This window comes from Treponema putidum, from assembly GCF_024401155.1.
In the GTDB taxonomy this organism is placed as follows: Bacteria; Spirochaetota; Spirochaetia; order Treponematales; family Treponemataceae; genus Treponema_B; species Treponema_B putidum.
The window spans coordinates 589231-607125 of the sequence record NZ_CP038804.1 but is presented as its reverse complement, the minus strand read 5'-3'; the positions used below and the strand labels follow the sequence as shown (position 1 = coordinate 607125).

The following is a 17895-nucleotide window of genomic DNA, read 5'->3' as shown; positions in this document are numbered from 1 at the left end:
TCTTTTTAAAAGGACTTTAGGAGGGCTATGAAAGAAGCGGAATTTTGGAAAAACGAACCTTCATTTTCAAAAAAAGAAGACGATAAAATACGCTGCCTTTTATGCCCTCACAGATGTCTTATAAAAGAAGGACAAAGCTCCCGATGCCTTAGCCGCAAAAACATAGGCGGAAAACTTTATAGCTTAAACTACGGCAAGGTTTTGGGAGCAGCTCTCGACCCTATCGAAAAAAAGCCCCTATATCATTTTTATCCTTCATCCTATATCTTCTCGGTAGGAACCTTCGGCTGTAACTTTGACTGCCTATTTTGTCAAAACCACTCCCTTGTTCATTCCGTTCCAAGAGAAGAAAAAATAGAAAAGGAAACGGACTATGATAGGGTTAGTCCTGCAGAGCTGATTGGGGCTGTTTTAAAAACTCCCTCCATCGGCATAGCTTTTACCTATAACGAGCCCACAGTTTGGTATGAATATGTTAAGGATGTCCTCCCGCTTGCAAAAGAAAAAGATTTAAAGACCGTGCTTGTAACAAACGGCTTTATCGAAGAAGCTCCGCTCGCCGGAATTCTTCCGAAGATTGACGCAATGAATATAGACTTAAAATCATTTTCTCCGCAGTTTTATACCAAGGTTTGTAAGGGGAAAATAGAACCCGTAATAAACACTATAAAAAAAGCCGCCTCACAAATTCATATTGAAGTTACTTGCTTGATTATAGAAGGGTATAACAGCGGAGATGATGAAATGGAAGCCCTATCCCGAATGCTTTCAAAAATAAGAGCCGATATACCCCTTCATATCTCAGCTTTCTATCCTGCCTACAAAATGAAAGATAAGCTCCCAACGAAGCCTGAAACAATCAGGCGCCTGTGTAAGATAGCTCAAAAAAATTTAAAATATGTTCATCCCGGAAATATTTAGGGCCGTCTAAATTTTTTCTATCCAGCCCCTTTCATCCCCAATAGAGGTATTTGATCCATGCCCGGGATAAACGGCAGTGTCATCCGGCAGGTTTAAAAGGGATTTTAATGAGGCCTTCATTTTCTGATCGTCTCCGCCCAAAAGGTCGGTTCTTCCGTGGGAGCGGTAAAAAAGGGTATCCCCCGAAAAAAGCACTTTTTCTTCCTCATTCCAAAAACAAACAGAACCTTCGGTATGCCCGGGAGTATATAAAACCTTAAAACCGTTTACAATATCTCCGTCATTTAAAAAACCGGTAGGATCGGGAAAATCGTATTTCATAGCTTTTATATACCGCTCTGCACGGATTTGGCTAAAACATGCAATATGCTTTTCTTTTCCGTTTTTACCCAGATAGCCCGCATCTGCAGGATGAATCCACAAAGAAGAACCGGGATATTTTAGCATAAGTTCTGGCACGCCGCCCACATGGTCAAAATGTCCGTGGGTAAGCATAATTTCGAGTCTTTCGGCATTTTTGTTTTTTAGATATTCCATCAATTCCTCATCCGTGCCGCCCGGATCAACGAGGAGAACCGTTTTTTTATCCAAGGGAAGAGCCCAAGTCTTTACAAAAAGCGGGCCGGTATAAATCTCCGTAATTTCCATATCTTTTTATACGGCAATTCGGCAAAAATGTCAACTACGGTTATACGATGAAGGAAGTCCTATTTCCTTGCGGTACTTATTTACAGTTCTTACGGCGATATCGATTCCGCGTTCTTTTAAGATTTGCGAAATACGGGCATCGGTTTTTTTTTCGGTATCCGATTCGATGATTTCTTGTATGGCTTTTTCTACAAAGTCTTTTGAAAGGCCGCCGCTTACTTCCGGCGAAAATAGGTCTTTAATTTCAAAGATGCCCCACTCGCATCTTATATACTTTTGGTTTGAAACTCTCGAAACGGTAGAAGGGCTTAAGCCCACAATTTCTGCAATATCGATTTGTTTTAAGGGCTTTAAATACCCTGCCTGCATTTTTTCACTCTCCACTTCAACAGAAGGTTTGCAGGGGCGGCCTAAAAAAAAAGGCTCTTGAAAATGTACAATGGCAGTTAAGACTTTTAGTATAGTCTGATTGCGGTAGGCAAGAACACTCATAAATAGAGAAGCCTTGTTTAAAAAGTCCGACGCCTCTTTTTTTTCTTCCCGCGAACCCGAGTTTTTTATTCTTTCATATTCGGGAGAAATTTCCAAGGCAGGGACTTCCTCATCATTTATTATAATCTTAAATTCGTTTCCTTCCCGTTTTATCTCGGCAACCGGCACAATAAATTTTTCATCTACGGCTTCGCGTGAATAGGCAAGTCCCGGCTTAGGGTTTAAGGAGTTTATCAGCTCTGCAAGTTCTTCCGCCGTTTCCATATCTATAACGATTTTTTTTTGAGCAAGTTTTTTTATAAAAAGTTTTAAATCGGAAACAAAGACAAGAATTTCATAGTGTTCTTTTATTATCTTTACGCAAAGAGAATGTATGGTTTTATAAATATCAAGGATTTCATGCGTTTTGGGCGACTCGCAAAGGATTCCGGCCTGCACAATAAGAGATTCTTTAATACCGGTACAGGCACAGCCTATCGGTTCAAGCCGTCTGACTATATTGAGGGCTTTTTTTATTTCAGTATGTTTTATTTTTTTTTCGGAAAGCATGTCTGCAAAGAGTTCTTCAAGAGGAACCCAATAAAAACCGTTTCGGTCTAAATTTTGGATGATGAGCATTGCAGCATCTAGAACATATTCATCCGTAATAGATTCTCCGGCTTGTTCAATCAGATGGGCTTGAAGGGTTTTGCGGGAATCATCTTCGATGCTCTCCAAAAAACTTTGATGCTTATCCCCTTCCTCTGTAGAGGCGGCACTTACTCGTGAAGAGGTTTTAAAAATAAGGGCAGGATTCCGTTTTACTTCTTTTATTACCTCTTCTTGAAGTTCTTCAGTCGATAAATTAAGCAAGGCAACAGCATTTAGCATCTGCTGGTTCATCACCATTTTTTGAGATAAAATCTGCTGCTGCCTTTGCTTTAATATCATTTATTTTTTATCCCCAAAGGAGGACACCCCAAAGGGTGCACCCAAAAGGGTACTCCCTTTGGGGAGCTCCCTAAAGCGTACAGTTAAAATCCTTTACCAAGATGCCGGGAAGCGAAGCACCTCCCGTTCTTCTTCTGCCGTAGGTACCGGTATTTGCAAAGATTCGGCTTTCCTTTGTTACGGCCAAAAGGTTTTCCCCAAACATATTGTATAAGGATTCATCCCAGCGCATATCGGCAATCGGGGCAACGATTTTTCCGTCCTCTACCCAAAGGCAGGCAAAACGGGTCATGCCGGTAACACGGGCCGAGGATGTATCGCTCCAGTTTAGGTAGTTAAAGTTAGAAATATAAATACCCGTACCCAGCTCTTTTACGGCATCAGCTTCGTTTAGGTTTCCCGTTCCGATAACTATTGAACGCATACCCTCGCTTAAAGGGGCACCGTTGGATTTTACTCCGTACTGGGTTTCGGTTCTTAAGCTGACCAAGGTATTTTTAAGTTTACCCTTTTCGATTATACTTAATTTTTCGGGGGCAAGCTCTCCGTTTGAGTTAAAGGCAGGTTCAAGCCCTAGAGAAAAATCTTGAGTCAAATTAAACTTATCGGAAAAATGTTCCCTTCCCTCCTTTAAGGCAAGATAGGCACTGGAGCCTTGCTGCATACTCCTTTCGCTAAAACCGTCCCACGAAAAAAAGTCCGTTACATCAAGGAGGGCATCGGCGCTTATAAAAGCTTTATATTTTCCTGGTGCTAATTTTTTTTGAGGCGTGTGCAGAACTTCCAAGCCCTTTCGAGCTTGCTCTATCTTTGCCTTATATTGTGCATCACTCCATTCCGTTCCCGAATAAAGAGATTTTATACCGCGCCCGTTTTCAAGCCAGACCGAATAATCCAAAACAAAGGTTTCGGTTTGAAACCAATGGCTTGCCCCTGCCGAGGTTATAACCCCTTCACAAATAACACCCTGAGAATAAAGGCCTGTAAAATCAAGGCCTTTGACAGGCGATAAGATAATTTCGGGTATCTTATCTTCGGGCAAAAGTTTTCCCGTATATATTGCCGAAGAAGTGTCTGAGGCTTCCGGAATTGACTGGTACTTGTCTTCAGGAAGGAGCATTATAGAGTCCCTTGCTTCTTGAAGAGCCTCAGCAGCCATCTTCTTATCCCTTTCCATACTCATCTGAATGCCGAAACTGAAATTATGAGTCCGGTTCTTTTTCCAAAAGATACAAGAAAAATAGCCTTGATCAACCGTTCCGTTTTGGCGCACCTTAGCCTTGCTAAAGCGCATAAAGTAACTCTTTTCGCCCGAAAACGAAATAGAAATCTTTTCTCCCTCAAGCAGTTCCGAAAGCATAAAATCGGCAATCGATTCAAAATATTCTTTAAAACTCATTTTCATTTTCCGCCTCCAAAAACTTCTACATCAGAAAATGCACAGACAGGACTTGCGTGTCCTACACTGATAACTTGATTCGGTTCTCCCTTACCGCAGTTAGGCGTTCCGTAAACATGGAAGGTAGATTTGTCGCCTACGGCACAGAGGCTGCGCCAAAAGTTTTGAGATACGCCTCGGTAGTTCGGGTCGCGCACGGTTTTCGTAATTTTTCCGTTTTCGATTAACCGGCCGTATTCGCATCCGAATTGAAATTTATTGCGGTAATCGTCTATCGACCATGAGCGGTTTGATGTCATGATAATTCCTTTTTCGATTGAAGAAATTATTTGATCAAAGCTGCTCGTTCCCGGTTCAAGGTTTAGGTTTGCCATTCTGTCTATCGGCGGACGGTTCCACGAAGTTGCTCTTTGGTTTGCGACCATCTTGTCCTGCGGAACGGGTTTGCCCGCATAGAGGCGGCCTGCACTTTCGAGGCTTCCTAAGGCGCAGACTAAAATTCCGTCCTTGATTATAAAGGTTTTCTTTGCCTGAGCTCCCGTTTGGTCGGCGGCGAAGGTGGCAAGCTGATATGGGATTGTAGGATCGTAGCAGATGTTCATAAGGCTTGAACCGTATTGGAAGGTTCCTATATCTTCAGGCTTTATAAAACTGCCTCCTGCAAAGTTTCTTTCATCCCCTAAAATGCGGTCAATTTCCAAGGGATGACCGACGCTTTCGTGAATTTGCAAAAGCATTTGGTCAGGCATAAGGACAAGAGTGCGTCTGTCTGAAGGACAGGGTTCAGCTCCCAAAAGTTCAATTACCTCATTTCCTACCCTTTTTGCCTCTGCTTTGGATTTGGCAAAATTTAAAAACTCGTATCCTCCCTGAAAGGTGCGGGCACCTAAGCCGTTATAACTTCGCCTCTGAATTATATCCCCTCGGCGGGCAGCTGCACCGAAACTTGAACCTATTATATAAAAATCTTGTAAGATATTTGCACCGCCGGAACTTAAAAGCTCGATTACCTCTTCGCCTAAACTTACATAGGCGTGAGTATCAATAATCTCATCCGAGACTTTTAAAATATTGCATATCTCAAAAAGATAATCGAAAATTTCCGTTTTGGAAGGTCGGGTCTTTTTGCCCCTAAGAGTCTCGTATTTTAATTCCGTATCCGGCCTGACCTTTTTATCAAAATCGGCAATCTTAAAGGCTGAAGCGCTTTGAGCGGCATTAAAGGCTTGGCAGGCAGTTTCGGCAGCTCCTTGAGGCGTCATGTTTTGACTTGCCCCATAAGCAATATGCCCCTTATACAAGACTTCAACCATAAAGCCCTGATCAGCCGAATAACCGGAAGATTCAAAAGCTCCATCTTGCGCAGCAAAGAAGGTATCCTTTGTGCGGTGAATGCGTAAAGTTACAAGATCCGCCTTAGGAACGGCGTTTTTTGCAGCTTCAAGCAGGCTTTCAGATGTATAAATCATATTTCCCCCTAAATAATTACTAGGGATATTATATCAAAAAGAGGCAAATTTTGCAATTGAAAAAAAAGAAAAAGATCAAACAGGATATTATGGAGTTACAATAGGACCTAGAAAACATCTAATAGGATAACCTGATAATTGAGAATCTTCCTTTTCTACTAATAAAATTAAATCAATATATTCACCGGAAATTTTAAATACATCTCTCCAAAAAGCAGCAATTTTAATATTTGATAAATCTTTACCGGAAAAGACAAACCTCTCTACCGAATTAATTTCTTTACTCTCGATTAGATTATTATCTTCATCAAAAATCATTAATTTTAAAATTCCGTTATATTTAAAATCTACAGGTATATTTTCCGTTAAGACTTCAAAACCTATATCCCAAATAGAATTATCATATTCAGTTTTAGTAAGTCTAACAGTTTCTGTTGAGCCTTTTACATCTAATTTTATAGAATCAAAATATATGGTATTTATATTAGTGTTGTATAACACAAATTTTTCGTCATTTCTATTTTTACCGATTACCGATTTCGGTATAAATATCAATACAATAACTAGTGTAAAAATAGCACAAAAAAGTAATACAAGTTTTTTCATGTTTAACTCCCATAAAAAATTCTTGCTTTAAAGTAATTACAACTATGCAAACAACTGATTATCGATTTTATATGGATAAATCCTTTCATTTGCTAAATTTATATAATCATTATTTATTTCATACCCTATATAATGCCGTTGAGATTTCAAAGCTCCTATAGCCGTCGTTCCACTGCCCATAAAAGGATCTAAAACTATATCATTTTTAAAAGAGTATAATTGAATTAATCTATAAGGCAATTCAATTGGAAAGGGAGCCGGATGCCCCACTCTCTTTGCACTTTCAGCATTCATTGTCCAAATTGACTTAGTCCATTCCATAAATTCTTCGCGTTGTATAGTATTTTCTTTTTGTAATTGTGGACGTTTATAATCTCCTTTTGAGAAAACTAAGATATATTCATGAATATCTCTTAATGTAGGATTTGACGCGCTTTGCCAACTGCCCCATGCTGTTGAAGGACTTGCGCTTGCCGCCTTATTCCAAATAATTTCGCCACGCATATTAAAACCTATATCAACCATCATTTTTGAAATATAATCGGATAATGGAATATACGGCTTACGTCCTAAATTTGCAACATTTATACATGCCCTCCCTCCATTTACAAGCACCCGATATGTTTCGGAAAAAACATTTTCAAGAAGTTTCAAATACTCTTCTAATGATAAATCATCATCATATTCTTTCGATACATTGTAGGGGGGAGATGTTATCATTAAATGCAAAGAATTATCAGGTATCTGACTCATGTTTTCACAAGAACCTAATATAATAGAATCAAGTAACTCTTCCGGAAAAGGATTTTCAATATCCGAAATAATTTGCTCTTTTTTTTCTAATTCTTTATATAATCTTGAATCATAAAATTTACTGGAATCATGGTTTATTCTGCCTCTAACTCCAAAGCTGCTAGTTTCAGTACCGACTTTATTCATTACAACCTCGCAATAATTTTAAGAATTTTTCACCTTTTTTAACATCATCAATTTCTTTTGCCGCAATACTTATTATCTTGCCAAGTTGTTTTTTTGAAATCATAGAAGAAAAATAATGCCGTTCTTCCGATAAAATTCGTTTACATAAATTCTTCAACTCATGTTCATCAGTAATCGTTATAAAACCTTTTTCAGGAGATTCAAAAATAAAATCCGATTTTGTAGGATTTGGGTTTAAACTATAAAAGCCCTGAATAACTCCGGCTGATTTTAAAAAATCAACTTTTTTTGAATATGTAGATGTTATTGGACTGTTACCTAAAATGATTATCGGGATAGTATTTGCATTTGAACCGGAAACTCTAATATTAATAGATTTTCCTATAGCTTTTAACATTGAATCTGATCTAAGCAGAGACGGATTTCCTTTATGACTTTTATAATCTCCGATTAAAGTTAAAGTATCAGGTTGTTCAAAGCGATAATTTGAAACAATACTCATTTTTATTTCAAAAATGAGTTTTATATCTTCTGCTTTTTGCTTGATACTATTTTTGGTACAAAGAGCCAGATCGGCACTGGACGATTTCGTCAGTGCAATTTCTTCACAAACTACACCATTAATAGCGTATAAACCGAATTCTTCAGCAATAGGAGAAAAAATTTGTTTACACCATTTTTCTGTAAATTGCCCTATCAATGAATTTCGACTTTGCAATGTTTGTCCTTCAGAATCAAAATCTTTGGGTATATACGCATAATAGCCGGATTGTAAGTTATAAAAAAGTTGTTCAGGGGAGGCAAAAGATTTTAGAGCTTCTTTGAAAAAATATTTTTCCGTTTGTTCATTCCATAACATATTTTATCTCCACAATATGATATACATTTTAATTAAATCAGTAAAATTTTCAAGGTAGGAGCTCTCTACTCAAAGCTGTTCTTATCGGCGGCGGCACTGACATCGACGGGGTATTTACCGTCAAAGCAGGCACAGCAAAAGCGGGTGTTTGCTCCGGCATCTTTCATAGCCTTGAGCATACTTTCTTGGGACAGATAAACTAAGGAGTCGGCTCCGATGTGTTCCCTGATTTCTTCAACCGTTTTTTTGTGGGCGATGAGGTTTTCGGGGTTTCCCATATCTACGCCCATAAAGCAGGAGTACCGTACAGGAGGAGAAGATATTCTGATGTGTACTTCTTTTGCACCCGCTCCCCTAAGCATTTTGATTAAGGGTCCCATGGTGCTTCCTCTAACGATGCTGTCATCAACCACTATGATGCGTTTTCCTTGGACAGCTTCTGAAAGAACATTGAATTTCATCGCAACGCCTTGGTCCCGCAATTTTTGTGTAGGCTGAATAAAGGTGCGTCCTATGTAGCGGTTTTTTGAAAAGCCTTCATCATAAGGGATGCCCGATTCTTGGGAATAGCCTATGGCCGCCGAACGGGACGAGTCGGGAATGGCTATAACTATATCGGCATCAACGGGGGCATTTTTTGCAAGCTCCTTGCCGAAATTTACACGGGATACATGAACCGATGCATTGTTCCAAACCGAGTCGGGGCGGGCAAAGTAGACGTACTCAAAGATACATGGGGAAAGAGGCTCCTTAGGCGGAATGCGCATACAAAGCTCGGCTCCGTTGTCTATAAGTTTTAGAATTTCACCGGCTTTTACCTCAGTAAAATCCTTGCATCCAAGGGTTAAAAGAGCACAAGACTCGCTTGCTGCAACCGATACTCCGTCCTGAAAACTTCCGACACAAAGAGGCCTGAAGCCCCAAGGGTCTCTGGCTATGTAGATGCCTTCAACCGTTAAAACGGCAATCGAAAAAGCTCCTTCCCATTCTCGCATACACGAAGCTATACGCTCCGCCCAAGAATCGCCCTTGGCAGCGGCAAGCATCATAATCATAACTTCGGTATCCGAGGTAGAAGAAAGGCCTACCCCTCTTTCCAAAAGTTTTTGCCTTAAATGCGGGGCATTTACAAGGTTTCCGTTATGAGCAAGGGCTATAGGCCCGTGCATTGTTTCTATATAAAAGGGCTGGATATTTCCAAAAGAAGAAGAGCCCGTAGTCGAATATCGGGTGTGGCCTATGGCAGCATAGCCTTGAAGGTTCGATATATCGTGCTCGGTAAAAATGTTTGAAACAAGGCCGGGTTTTTTGAAGACTCGGATGTGTTTTCCGTTTGAAACAGCCATACCGGCAGCCTCCTGTCCCCTATGCTGAAGAGAAAAAAGAGCATAGAAAACCGAGCGGGCAGCATCATCCAGCCTGAAAGGCAGCCTTTCAGGATTTTCCGTCTTATAGGAATTTGAATCCCAAACAGCCGCAATTCCGCATTCTTCCCCCAAACTCGATTTAAAAATATCATCCTTGCTCATTTTTCCCTATTCTCCTTAAATTTCGCAAAAATAACAAAGGGAGACCCTCATCTTACAGAAAGAGCCTCCCTCTTCGGCGTTTTAAGAACTTTAAAACCGGATCGATTAATGAAAGTCTTTAGGTCGTCGTTCAACTCTTTTACATTTTGAACATTCTGCAATATTTTTAATCTTACCGTTATCGACCATTGTTTTTAATACGATTTCTCCGCCGCAAGGACAATTAAATTTTTGAGTCGCAGCAGCAGTTCGTGAGTTTTTACTTGCACCAGCCATATGTGCCTCCTAGTTATTGTTACGCTATCTTGATAAGTATAAAAAAAAATAGGTTTTCTGTCAATAGATGGACACACTTTGTGTCACACTTTGTGTATCACTTTTAACTTTAATAATTAAATCGAGGGGAAACCTCTAAAAACTGAAGCTTTTAGAGGTTCCTTATTATTCAATGTTCTATTTAAGGACATCTTTTAGAAATCTTTCGGCATTTTTATATGCTAACATTTCTATTTCATGTTCCGTCCATCCGTCTTTTTTAAGCGCATCAAAAAGAAGATAATACTTATCACAGCTGTTAACTTCCAAGTTACCGAAAACTCCATCGAAATCCGAACCGAGTGCTAGAACTTCTATTCCTCCTATATTTTTTTGGTGGTTTAGATGTTTAACCATTAAGGCAACGGTGCTGTCTTTACTTGTTATATCTTCATTTAAAAATTCCGGCCCTAAATTAAGTCCCATCACTCCGCCCTTGTCCGCCAATACCTTTATCATATCATCAGTCATATTTCTTGTATGAGGACTTAATATGCGGGAATTCGAATGCGATGCTGTAAACGGTTTTTTTGAGTATTTTGCTACATCATAAAAGCCTCCATCAGAAAGATGGCTTACATCAATGATTATACCCAATTTATTCATACGTTCAATAAGCTCAATTCCAAACGGCTTTAATCCCCTATTCATAATCGCAGGGTCTTTTGAATTGGGAAAACCTATACAGTTTTCATTATTCCATGTTAAGGTTATTAACCTAATGCCCTTTTCATAAAAGTGATCAAGCCGTTTTAGATCGCCATTGACAGCTCTTCCGTCTTCGAGAGTTAAAAAAGCAGATATGATATTTTGGCTTTTATTTTTTAAAAACTCGTCATAGGATTTGCATATTTTTACATAATCAACTTTCTCTATATTTCTTTTTATTTGATCGAGTAAGCTTTCGATGTATTCATCATCCGAAATTACAGGTCTTTTTATAAATTTGAATATAGATTCGGTTAACATAAAAATAGCAAAAAACTGAGCATATGCCCCTGATTTTTTTAACCTCTCAAAATCTACGGAAAAAGATTTATTGGATACAACCGTTTCTCCAGGTTCTTCTTTCCATGTCAACATTAAAGTGTCGCAATGCAGATCGATATAATTCATTTACTCCGCCTTTTTGTTTTTTTCAATTTTGTGAAAAATATAACCATATATAATAGTACCGCCGATAACTATTGCCAATTTAAAAGTGCCTATGCCCGGTATGAATCCTATCAGATAGTATATAATAGCAGTCGGGATAAAATATTTGATGGCTTTTTTCGGTTCTCCTTTAAAGCGCATTACAATAAGTGATCCAAATAGAGACGGCAAAACATATTTAAAAGATTTAATTACTACCGGCGGGAAAACTGTAAGTAGTTTTTGACCTACAATAATTACAATCAGTAGAATACACAAATTTACAAATACTGAAGTTGCAACAGCAATAATAGTTGCAATATTTCCACGCGGTTCAGTTACATCTGATTTAAGAGCATTTTGAATTGAAAGAGCTACAGGTACTCTCATGTTTGAGACATTTCCTGCAAAATACCCCATATAAGTTCCTGCACTGCCGAGTATAGGAAAATAACTCATCGGTTCGGTCAGCCACATGCCTATGCCGAATGATGCTATAGCAATAGTTACGCTTGCAAAGGCGGAAGCGCTTTCACTCCATCCCTTTACAAAATACATGTATCCTATAGGCAGAAATGAAAGTATGAGTGCTATGAGCATTGAAAGTCTTCCCCATTTATGAATACCGGGAATAAATTTGTTTTCGTAATCAGTAACTAAGTTATTAGTAGTTTCCATAAAAATCTCCTATTTAAAAATAAATTCAGTTAAAATAATCGAACTGCCGAGCCCTACAACCAAAGCAATGGCCAGCATCCATTCGTAGATCCATTTTTTCTTGGATTTTTCTGCGTACATCGACAATAATAGAGTTATACCGCCTGAAATAAACATTACTATAGCTTCAACCTTTCCCTTGCGGAAATTGTCGATTGCAAAATAGCCTATAAGAGCTATAGATGCGATAAAACCAACTATTTTTGCAAAACTGCCTTCAATATTTTTATTTTTTATCAAAGAACGTTCCATTGGTTTTAAACTAAAAAAGCAGTTGATAAAGTAAGGCGCGCTTCCTAGAATCATTGCATAAAGAACTAAAATGAAAACACCTGTTGTTATGTTAGCATTTGCAAGCTCTACACCCAAAGCATCTGCTGCAATTCCGGCTAACATTAACTCGTAATTTGCAGACCCGATAACTCCAATGCGCATAAATGCTGCTCCGGAACCCAACATAGCCATAATTGTTAATGCCGCTACCATTACGGAAAAAGCGGGCCCAATAATTGAAAAAATTCCGGTTCTTACTGAAATCGTTACCTCTTCTTCCGTGAGCAGTTTATGTTTCTTGTTAAAACTTAAAGCTTTTTTTAGAAATACAGCTGCTTGGATGACGACGAAAGATGTCAGTATAATGGCAAAAATCCACACAGTTCCGTTTACAATAGTAATTGTATTCATAAGACCTCCTACACCGGCTCTGCAAGTTTTTGGGCTGTTAAAAACATATACGGCAATTTTGCAAAGCGCAGTGATACATAAAGATATAAATAGTTAAGATTATTAACTATTTATATCAGTATAACATCCATATTCGATATTTGTCAAGAAAAAAATTTAAAAATTTGTCGAAATATTTTCGATTTTTTTAAATTTTTAACATAAAATTTTGACATTTTTTTAAATTTTGCTTGTAAAGTTTATATTTTTAGTGTATACTATTGATTAGACCCTTAACTATCAGGAGACAAATTATGTATGATTTTGAAAACACCCTACCACGAAAAAAAATAGGAGCAGCTAAGTGGGAACTTATGTACAAGTGGAAGCCGGACGTTTCGGACGGCATTATTCCGCTCTCTGTAGCTGATATGGAATTTAAAAACCCGCCGGAAATAACTGAAGGTCTAAAAAGCTATCTTGATAGACTGATTTTAGGTTATTCTATGCGGTACGAGGATTATGATAATGCCGTAATCAATTGGCTTAAACGTAAGCATGGTTATACTGTAAATCCTGAAATGATTATTCAGACTCCCGGTATTGTAAATGCTTTTTTTGCCGCAGTAAATGCCTTTACCGAAAAAGGGGACGGAGTAATTGTCATGAGACCGGTATATTATCCTTTTTCTATGGCTGTTGAGATGAATGACAGGGAACTTGTGAACTGCCCTCTCTTATGTGATAAAGATTATTATTATACAATAGATTATGACGAATTTGAACGCTTAGCAAAACAGCCTAAAAATAAACTTTTGATTTTCTGTTCGCCTCATAATCCTGTCGGCCGTGTATGGAAAAAAGAGGAATTAAAAAAACTTGCCGAAATAGCCTTGGCAAATAACGTTATAGTTTTTTCCGATGAGATTTGGAATGATCTTGTAATGCCCGGTTATAAACACACTCTTATGGCAAGCATTTCAAAAGAAATAGCGGCAAACACTATAACTGCGACAGCACCTTCAAAGACTTTCAATGTGGCAGGGCTTGCTACATCAAATATAATTGTTGAAAATGAAAACATTAGAACAAAATATTCTGACATGCTTCAGAAGATGAGATCTTCAAGCGTAAATGCTCTAGGCTTTAAAGCCTGCGAGATAGCTTATACTCAGTGTGATAAGTGGCTTGGAGAGCTTCTTCAAGTTCTTGACAAGAATCAAAAGCTGGTTAAAGACTATTTTGATGCCAATTTCCCCATGCTTAAAAGCCGATATATTGAAGGTACTTATCTTCAATGGGTTGATTTTAAGGCACTCGGAATGGATAATAAAACTTTGGAAAACTTTATGCACAATGAAGCCCAATTTTTTACAGATGAAGGTTATGTTTTCGGTTCTGAAGGAGACGGCTTTGAAAGAATCAATGTCGGCTGTCCCACTAAAATTTTACAGCGGCACTTGGATATGCTAGGTGACGCATTAAAGAAAAAAAGATTTTAAAATATTATATGCAATTAGTCTATTTGGGGATAATATTTTTGGCTATTATATTGGGGCTGGCCTTGAAGCGGCCCCTTTATCAGGCCATAATTTTAGGGGTCGTTTTTTCAGTTATCTTGTATAAGATCCCTTTGCCTGATTTTATATGGATAGTCAAAGATGCCTCTTTAAATTCTCAAACAATATATCTTTTACTTGCTTTTTATGTCGTTACTTATTTACAACGTATGATGGAAAACAAGAATCTTCTAATGCTTGCTGAAAAATCTCTTGAACAAATGTTTCATTCTAAACGCATAAATGCAATGGTTGCCCCCTTTATAGTAGGATTGCTTCCTTCACCGGGAGCGGTACTTATTGCGGCTCCTATAGTAGATGCCGCCTCGGAGGATAATCTTAATGTTAATGAAAGAACCTTTGTAGCGAGTTATTATAGGCACATATCAGAGCTATTTATGCCCACTTATGCTTCAATACTTTTAGCTCTAAAACTTACCGGTGTGGATATGACAGCCTTTGTTATAAGCATGCTTCCAATGGTTTTTGTTCTTTTTTTACTGGGTTTTATATTTTACGTAAGAAAGATACCTAAAAATACGGATAAAGACAAAAATCAGGATAAAAAAGATGCCGTTTACTCATTTTTTAAAGCTCTATGGCCTATAGCACTTACAACCTTGTTAATTCTTGTATTGAAGATTCAGGTTGTTTTTGCAGTTTTACCGGCAATTATAATAATGATTTTTATTTATAAATTTAAATTTTCCGATTTAAAAATTTTTGCAGTTAAAGCTTTTGAAGCAAAAATGCTTTTAACTTTTCTACTGGTTATGATTTTTAAAACAGTATTGGAGTATACTCATGTTATTGAAACTTTGCCTAACTTTTTTGGAAAACTGCCAATTCCGGTTACTGCCGTGTTTTCGATAATAATTTTTTTGGGAACAATAGTCGCAGGAGCTCAAGCCATGATAGCTATGATAGTTCCTATTGCTTTTTCGACAATACCTAATGCAGGACTGGGAGAATTAGTCCTTTTTATGAGTATAAGTTATATTGCTTCACAAGTGTCTCCTACTCATATTTGTCTGGCAATAATAACCGAGCACTATAAAACTTCATTCCTATCTTTGATAATAAAGACCTTACCGATAATAATTTCTTTTATAGGCATCGCATTTGGTTACAGTTATATTTTGATTAAGTTTATCGAAGGCTTATTGTATTAAGACCATTTTATACTTTAATTCTTTCCAGTTTCCAAATTTCATCAACATAATTTTGAATAGTCCTATCCGAACTGAATTTTCCGGATCGGGCTATATTTAAAATACATTTTTTTGCCCAATCATGGCGGTGATAATACTCGCTTATAATTCGTTCATGAGCTTTTTGATAGCTCTTAAAATCGGCAAGAATATAATAAGTATCAGGCCGCTGTCCTTCAACACCGTAAATCAAAGAATCGTAAAGTCCTCTAAAGGTTTGCTCTCCCGGCAGGGTGTATGTCCCGTCAATAAGCTGGTTTACAGCTTTTTCCAGTTCAGGATTTGCTGAAAGATATTCCCTCGGATTATAGGTGTTTTCCTTATCCATCTTTAAAATCTCTTCAGCCTTAAGTCCGAAGATAAATTCATTCTCCGCTCCGGCTTCTTCAATAATCTCGATATTCGCTCCGTCAAAAGTACCGATTGTTACGGCTCCGTTAATCATAAATTTCATATTACCCGTACCGGAGGCTTCTTTTCCGGCAGTAGAAATTTGTTCCGAAATATCGGCGGCAGGAAATATTTTTTCTGCAGCAGAAACACGGTAGTTTTCGACAAAAACAACTCTTAATTTACCGGCAACCCTGTGATCGTTATTTATTCTGTCGGCAACCGTATTTATGAGCTTTATTATCTCCTTTGCACGTCTATAAGCCGCTGCAGCCTTTGCTCCGAAAATAAATGTCATCGGAATCGGATCATAGGAAGGATCATTTATAATTCTGTTATAAAGGGTCATTATGTGGAAAATATTTAATAACTGCCTTTTATATTCGTGAAGGCGTTTTATCTGAACATCGTAGATAGAATCGGGGTTGATAAATATTCCCTGATTTTCTTCAAGATACTCGGCAAGTCTTATCTTGTTTTTATGCTTAACTTCGATAAAGCCTTCCAAGAAGTCTTCATTGTCTATAAAGGCTTCAAGTTTTTTTAATTCTTCCAAGTTGGTTATCCAGCCGTCACCTATGTATTTTGTTATAAAAGCGGAAAGAAGAGGATTGGCCGTTAAGAGCCAGCGTCTCTGAGTTACTCCGTTGGTCTTATTGTTAAACTTATGAGGATATAGGTCATAAAAATCGGCAAGTTCTTTATGCTTTAGGATTTCGGTATGAAGAGCGGCAACTCCGTTTACCGAAAAAGATCCGGCTATAGCAAGGCGTGCCATATGAATCTTTCCGTCAGCCATGATCGCCATATTATTATGCTTTTTCCAATCTCCCGGATACTTTTCGTAAAGTTGTGCCAAAAAACGCCTGTTTATCTCTTCAACTATTTGATAAACTCTGGGCAAAAGTTTTTGGAAAACATCTATGGGCCATTTCTCCAAGGCCTCAGCTAAAATCGTGTGGTTTGTATATGCAAAAACTTTTTTTGTAATATCCCAAGCCGCATCCCATTCAAGATGATAATCGTCCATCAAAATACGCATAAGTTCAGGGATTCCTACAACAGGGTGGGTATCGTTTAGCTGGATTACAACATAATCTGGCAGCTTGGTAAAATCCGTACCCTCTCTATGTATAAATGAGCGTATAATATCCTGTAAACTTGCTGAAGTAAAAAAGTATTGCTGTTTTAAGCGTAAATTCATTCCGGGCGGGCCGGAATCATTCGGATATAGAATACAGGAAATGCTTTCGGCATCTATCTGTTTTTGGAATGCCCTGTTATATTCCATACTGTTAAAAAGCGGAAGATCAAAGCCGTCATCTGAGGAAGCTTCCCAAAGGCGGAGGGTGTTTACCGTATCCGTACCGTAACCCACAATCGGCATATCATAGGGGGTAGCTATAATTTCTTCTGCCCCGTTTAGATCATAATATAGTTTTCCGCTCTCTGAGGTTCGGGAAGAAGGAATTCCTCCAAAATATACCTTAACGCTCAAATCGGAGCGGCGTACCTCCCAAGGGTCGCGGGCAAAAAGCCAGCGGTCGGGATATTCGACCTGATAACCGTTTTCGATTCTTTGTTCAAACATTCCATACTTATAACGGATGCCGTATCCGTGCCCGGGATAGTCCATAGTTGCAAGGGAATCCAAAAAACATGCGGCGAGTCTTCCCAAGCCTCCGTTACCCAAACCGGCATCGGGCTCTTCATCTTCGATAATAGAAAGAGGCTCGGATATTTCATCTGCAATTTCTTCAATGGTTTTTCGAATACCCATATTGTTTATATTATTTATTAAGGCTCGTCCCATCAAAAATTCGGCCGAAAGATAATACATCCTTCTGACTCCGGTTTTCTCTTGAGCATTCATAGTCTTAATCCAGTTAGATTGGATAAGCTCCATAACCGTACTGGCTACGGCATCATAAATCTCTCGGCGGGTAGCCTTATCAAGACTTTTACTGAAATTTCTTTTTAAGCGTCTTATGACGGAATCCTTTACTTCTTCTTTTGAAATAACCAAGTTTCTACCTCCTTCTTATGTATCCATATTATTCTACATCTATTGTATGCCTTTTTTCAGATAAAATCAAGGCTATTTATTGGGGGGC

The 17895-nt window shown here is 38.3% G+C and carries 16 protein-coding genes; 3 read left to right on the top strand and 13 right to left on the bottom strand.

Going from position 1 to position 17895, the window contains the following annotated elements; genetic code table 11:
* The first annotated feature begins 27 nt into the window (after positions 1-27).
* Positions 28-921 (top strand): AmmeMemoRadiSam system radical SAM enzyme, encoded by an 894-nt coding sequence (gene amrS / locus E4N74_RS02855; RefSeq protein ID WP_255806085.1) that lies wholly within the window; start codon positions 28-30, stop codon positions 919-921.
* A 6-nt stretch (positions 922-927) separates the two neighbouring features.
* Here the strand turns inward: amrS and E4N74_RS02850 are convergent, their stop codons facing one another.
* The 12 genes from E4N74_RS02850 to E4N74_RS02795 form a co-directional block, all read right to left on the bottom strand.
* Positions 928-1569, bottom strand: coding sequence for an MBL fold metallo-hydrolase (locus E4N74_RS02850; RefSeq protein WP_255818758.1), 642 nt, complete (start codon positions 1567-1569; stop codon positions 928-930).
* A gap of 30 nt (positions 1570-1599) precedes the next feature.
* The gene (gene rpoN, locus E4N74_RS02845) at positions 1600-2991 is read right to left on the bottom strand and encodes an RNA polymerase factor sigma-54 (protein ID WP_255818757.1); all 1392 of its coding nucleotides are present in this window, start codon (positions 2989-2991) and stop codon (positions 1600-1602) included.
* Between the two features lie 70 nt (positions 2992-3061).
* Positions 3062-4396 carry a TldD/PmbA family protein gene (locus E4N74_RS02840; RefSeq protein ID WP_255818756.1) on the bottom strand — a complete coding sequence of 445 codons (1335 nt, stop codon included), beginning with the start codon at positions 4394-4396 and terminating at the stop codon, positions 3062-3064.
* Complete coding sequence (locus E4N74_RS02835; protein WP_255818755.1) at positions 4393-5859, bottom strand: TldD/PmbA family protein; 1467 nt, start codon at positions 5857-5859, stop codon at positions 4393-4395. The genes E4N74_RS02840 and E4N74_RS02835 overlap by 4 nt, the downstream gene beginning before the upstream one ends.
* Before the next feature lie 87 nt (positions 5860-5946).
* On the bottom strand, positions 5947-6465 hold the full coding sequence (locus E4N74_RS02830) for a hypothetical protein (protein WP_255818754.1): 519 nt from the start codon (positions 6463-6465) through the stop codon (positions 5947-5949).
* Positions 6466-6507: 42 nt separating this feature from the next.
* Positions 6508-7404, bottom strand: coding sequence for a DNA-methyltransferase (locus tag E4N74_RS02825; protein WP_255818752.1), 897 nt, complete (start codon positions 7402-7404; stop codon positions 6508-6510).
* On the bottom strand, positions 7397-8263 hold the full coding sequence (locus E4N74_RS02820) for a hypothetical protein (protein WP_255818750.1): 867 nt from the start codon (positions 8261-8263) through the stop codon (positions 7397-7399). The genes E4N74_RS02825 and E4N74_RS02820 overlap by 8 nt, the downstream gene beginning before the upstream one ends.
* A 65-nt stretch (positions 8264-8328) precedes the next feature.
* Positions 8329-9792: an amidophosphoribosyltransferase gene (purF, locus tag E4N74_RS02815; RefSeq protein ID WP_044978964.1), complete on the bottom strand. Its 1464-nt coding sequence runs from the start codon at positions 9790-9792 to the stop codon at positions 8329-8331.
* Between the two features lie 105 nt (positions 9793-9897).
* Positions 9898-10068 carry a hypothetical protein gene (locus E4N74_RS02810; protein WP_144242265.1) on the bottom strand — a complete coding sequence of 57 codons (171 nt, stop codon included), beginning with the start codon at positions 10066-10068 and terminating at the stop codon, positions 9898-9900.
* A 177-nt stretch (positions 10069-10245) separates the two neighbouring features.
* Positions 10246-11223, bottom strand: a complete 978-nt coding sequence (locus E4N74_RS02805; protein WP_044978963.1) for a dipeptidase — start codon at positions 11221-11223, stop codon at positions 10246-10248.
* Complete coding sequence (locus tag E4N74_RS02800; protein WP_044978962.1) at positions 11224-11919, bottom strand: hypothetical protein; 696 nt, start codon at positions 11917-11919, stop codon at positions 11224-11226.
* A gap of 9 nt (positions 11920-11928) precedes the next feature.
* Positions 11929-12642, bottom strand: coding sequence for a DUF5058 family protein (locus tag E4N74_RS02795; RefSeq protein ID WP_044978961.1), 714 nt, complete (start codon positions 12640-12642; stop codon positions 11929-11931).
* A 293-nt stretch (positions 12643-12935) separates the two neighbouring features.
* On the opposite strand from E4N74_RS02795, the gene E4N74_RS02790 reads away from it, so the two are divergent.
* Positions 12936-14123, top strand: a complete 1188-nt coding sequence (locus tag E4N74_RS02790; protein WP_255806078.1) for a MalY/PatB family protein — start codon at positions 12936-12938, stop codon at positions 14121-14123.
* Positions 14124-14161: 38 nt separating this feature from the next.
* Positions 14162-15352: a DUF401 family protein gene (locus E4N74_RS02785; RefSeq protein ID WP_245608812.1), complete on the top strand. Its 1191-nt coding sequence runs from the start codon at positions 14162-14164 to the stop codon at positions 15350-15352.
* 7 nt (positions 15353-15359) lie between these two features.
* On the opposite strand, the gene E4N74_RS02780 is transcribed toward E4N74_RS02785, so the two are convergent.
* Positions 15360-17807 carry a glycogen/starch/alpha-glucan phosphorylase gene (locus tag E4N74_RS02780; protein WP_044978959.1) on the bottom strand — a complete coding sequence of 816 codons (2448 nt, stop codon included), beginning with the start codon at positions 17805-17807 and terminating at the stop codon, positions 15360-15362.
* Between the last annotated feature and the right edge of the window lie 88 nt (positions 17808-17895).

Coding starts and splice junctions, on each gene's coding strand:
- E4N74_RS02800 (WP_044978962.1), bottom strand. CDS start 11,919: ATGGAAACTACTAATAACTTAGTTACTGATTACGAAAACAAATTTATT.
- E4N74_RS02830 (WP_255818754.1), bottom strand. CDS start 6,465: ATGAAAAAACTTGTATTACTTTTTTGTGCTATTTTTACACTAGTTATT.
- amrS (WP_255806085.1), top strand. CDS start 28: ATGAAAGAAGCGGAATTTTGGAAAAACGAACCTTCATTTTCAAAAAAA.
- rpoN (WP_255818757.1), bottom strand. CDS start 2,991: ATGATATTAAAGCAAAGGCAGCAGCAGATTTTATCTCAAAAAATGGTG.
- purF (WP_044978964.1), bottom strand. CDS start 9,792: ATGAGCAAGGATGATATTTTTAAATCGAGTTTGGGGGAAGAATGCGGA.
- E4N74_RS02810 (WP_144242265.1), bottom strand. CDS start 10,068: ATGGCTGGTGCAAGTAAAAACTCACGAACTGCTGCTGCGACTCAAAAA.
- E4N74_RS02805 (WP_044978963.1), bottom strand. CDS start 11,223: ATGAATTATATCGATCTGCATTGCGACACTTTAATGTTGACATGGAAA.
- E4N74_RS02795 (WP_044978961.1), bottom strand. CDS start 12,642: ATGAATACAATTACTATTGTAAACGGAACTGTGTGGATTTTTGCCATT.
- E4N74_RS02790 (WP_255806078.1), top strand. CDS start 12,936: ATGTATGATTTTGAAAACACCCTACCACGAAAAAAAATAGGAGCAGCT.
- E4N74_RS02835 (WP_255818755.1), bottom strand. CDS start 5,859: ATGATTTATACATCTGAAAGCCTGCTTGAAGCTGCAAAAAACGCCGTT.
- E4N74_RS02820 (WP_255818750.1), bottom strand. CDS start 8,263: ATGTTATGGAATGAACAAACGGAAAAATATTTTTTCAAAGAAGCTCTA.
- E4N74_RS02825 (WP_255818752.1), bottom strand. CDS start 7,404: ATGAATAAAGTCGGTACTGAAACTAGCAGCTTTGGAGTTAGAGGCAGA.
- E4N74_RS02840 (WP_255818756.1), bottom strand. CDS start 4,396: ATGAAAATGAGTTTTAAAGAATATTTTGAATCGATTGCCGATTTTATG.
- E4N74_RS02850 (WP_255818758.1), bottom strand. CDS start 1,569: ATGGAAATTACGGAGATTTATACCGGCCCGCTTTTTGTAAAGACTTGG.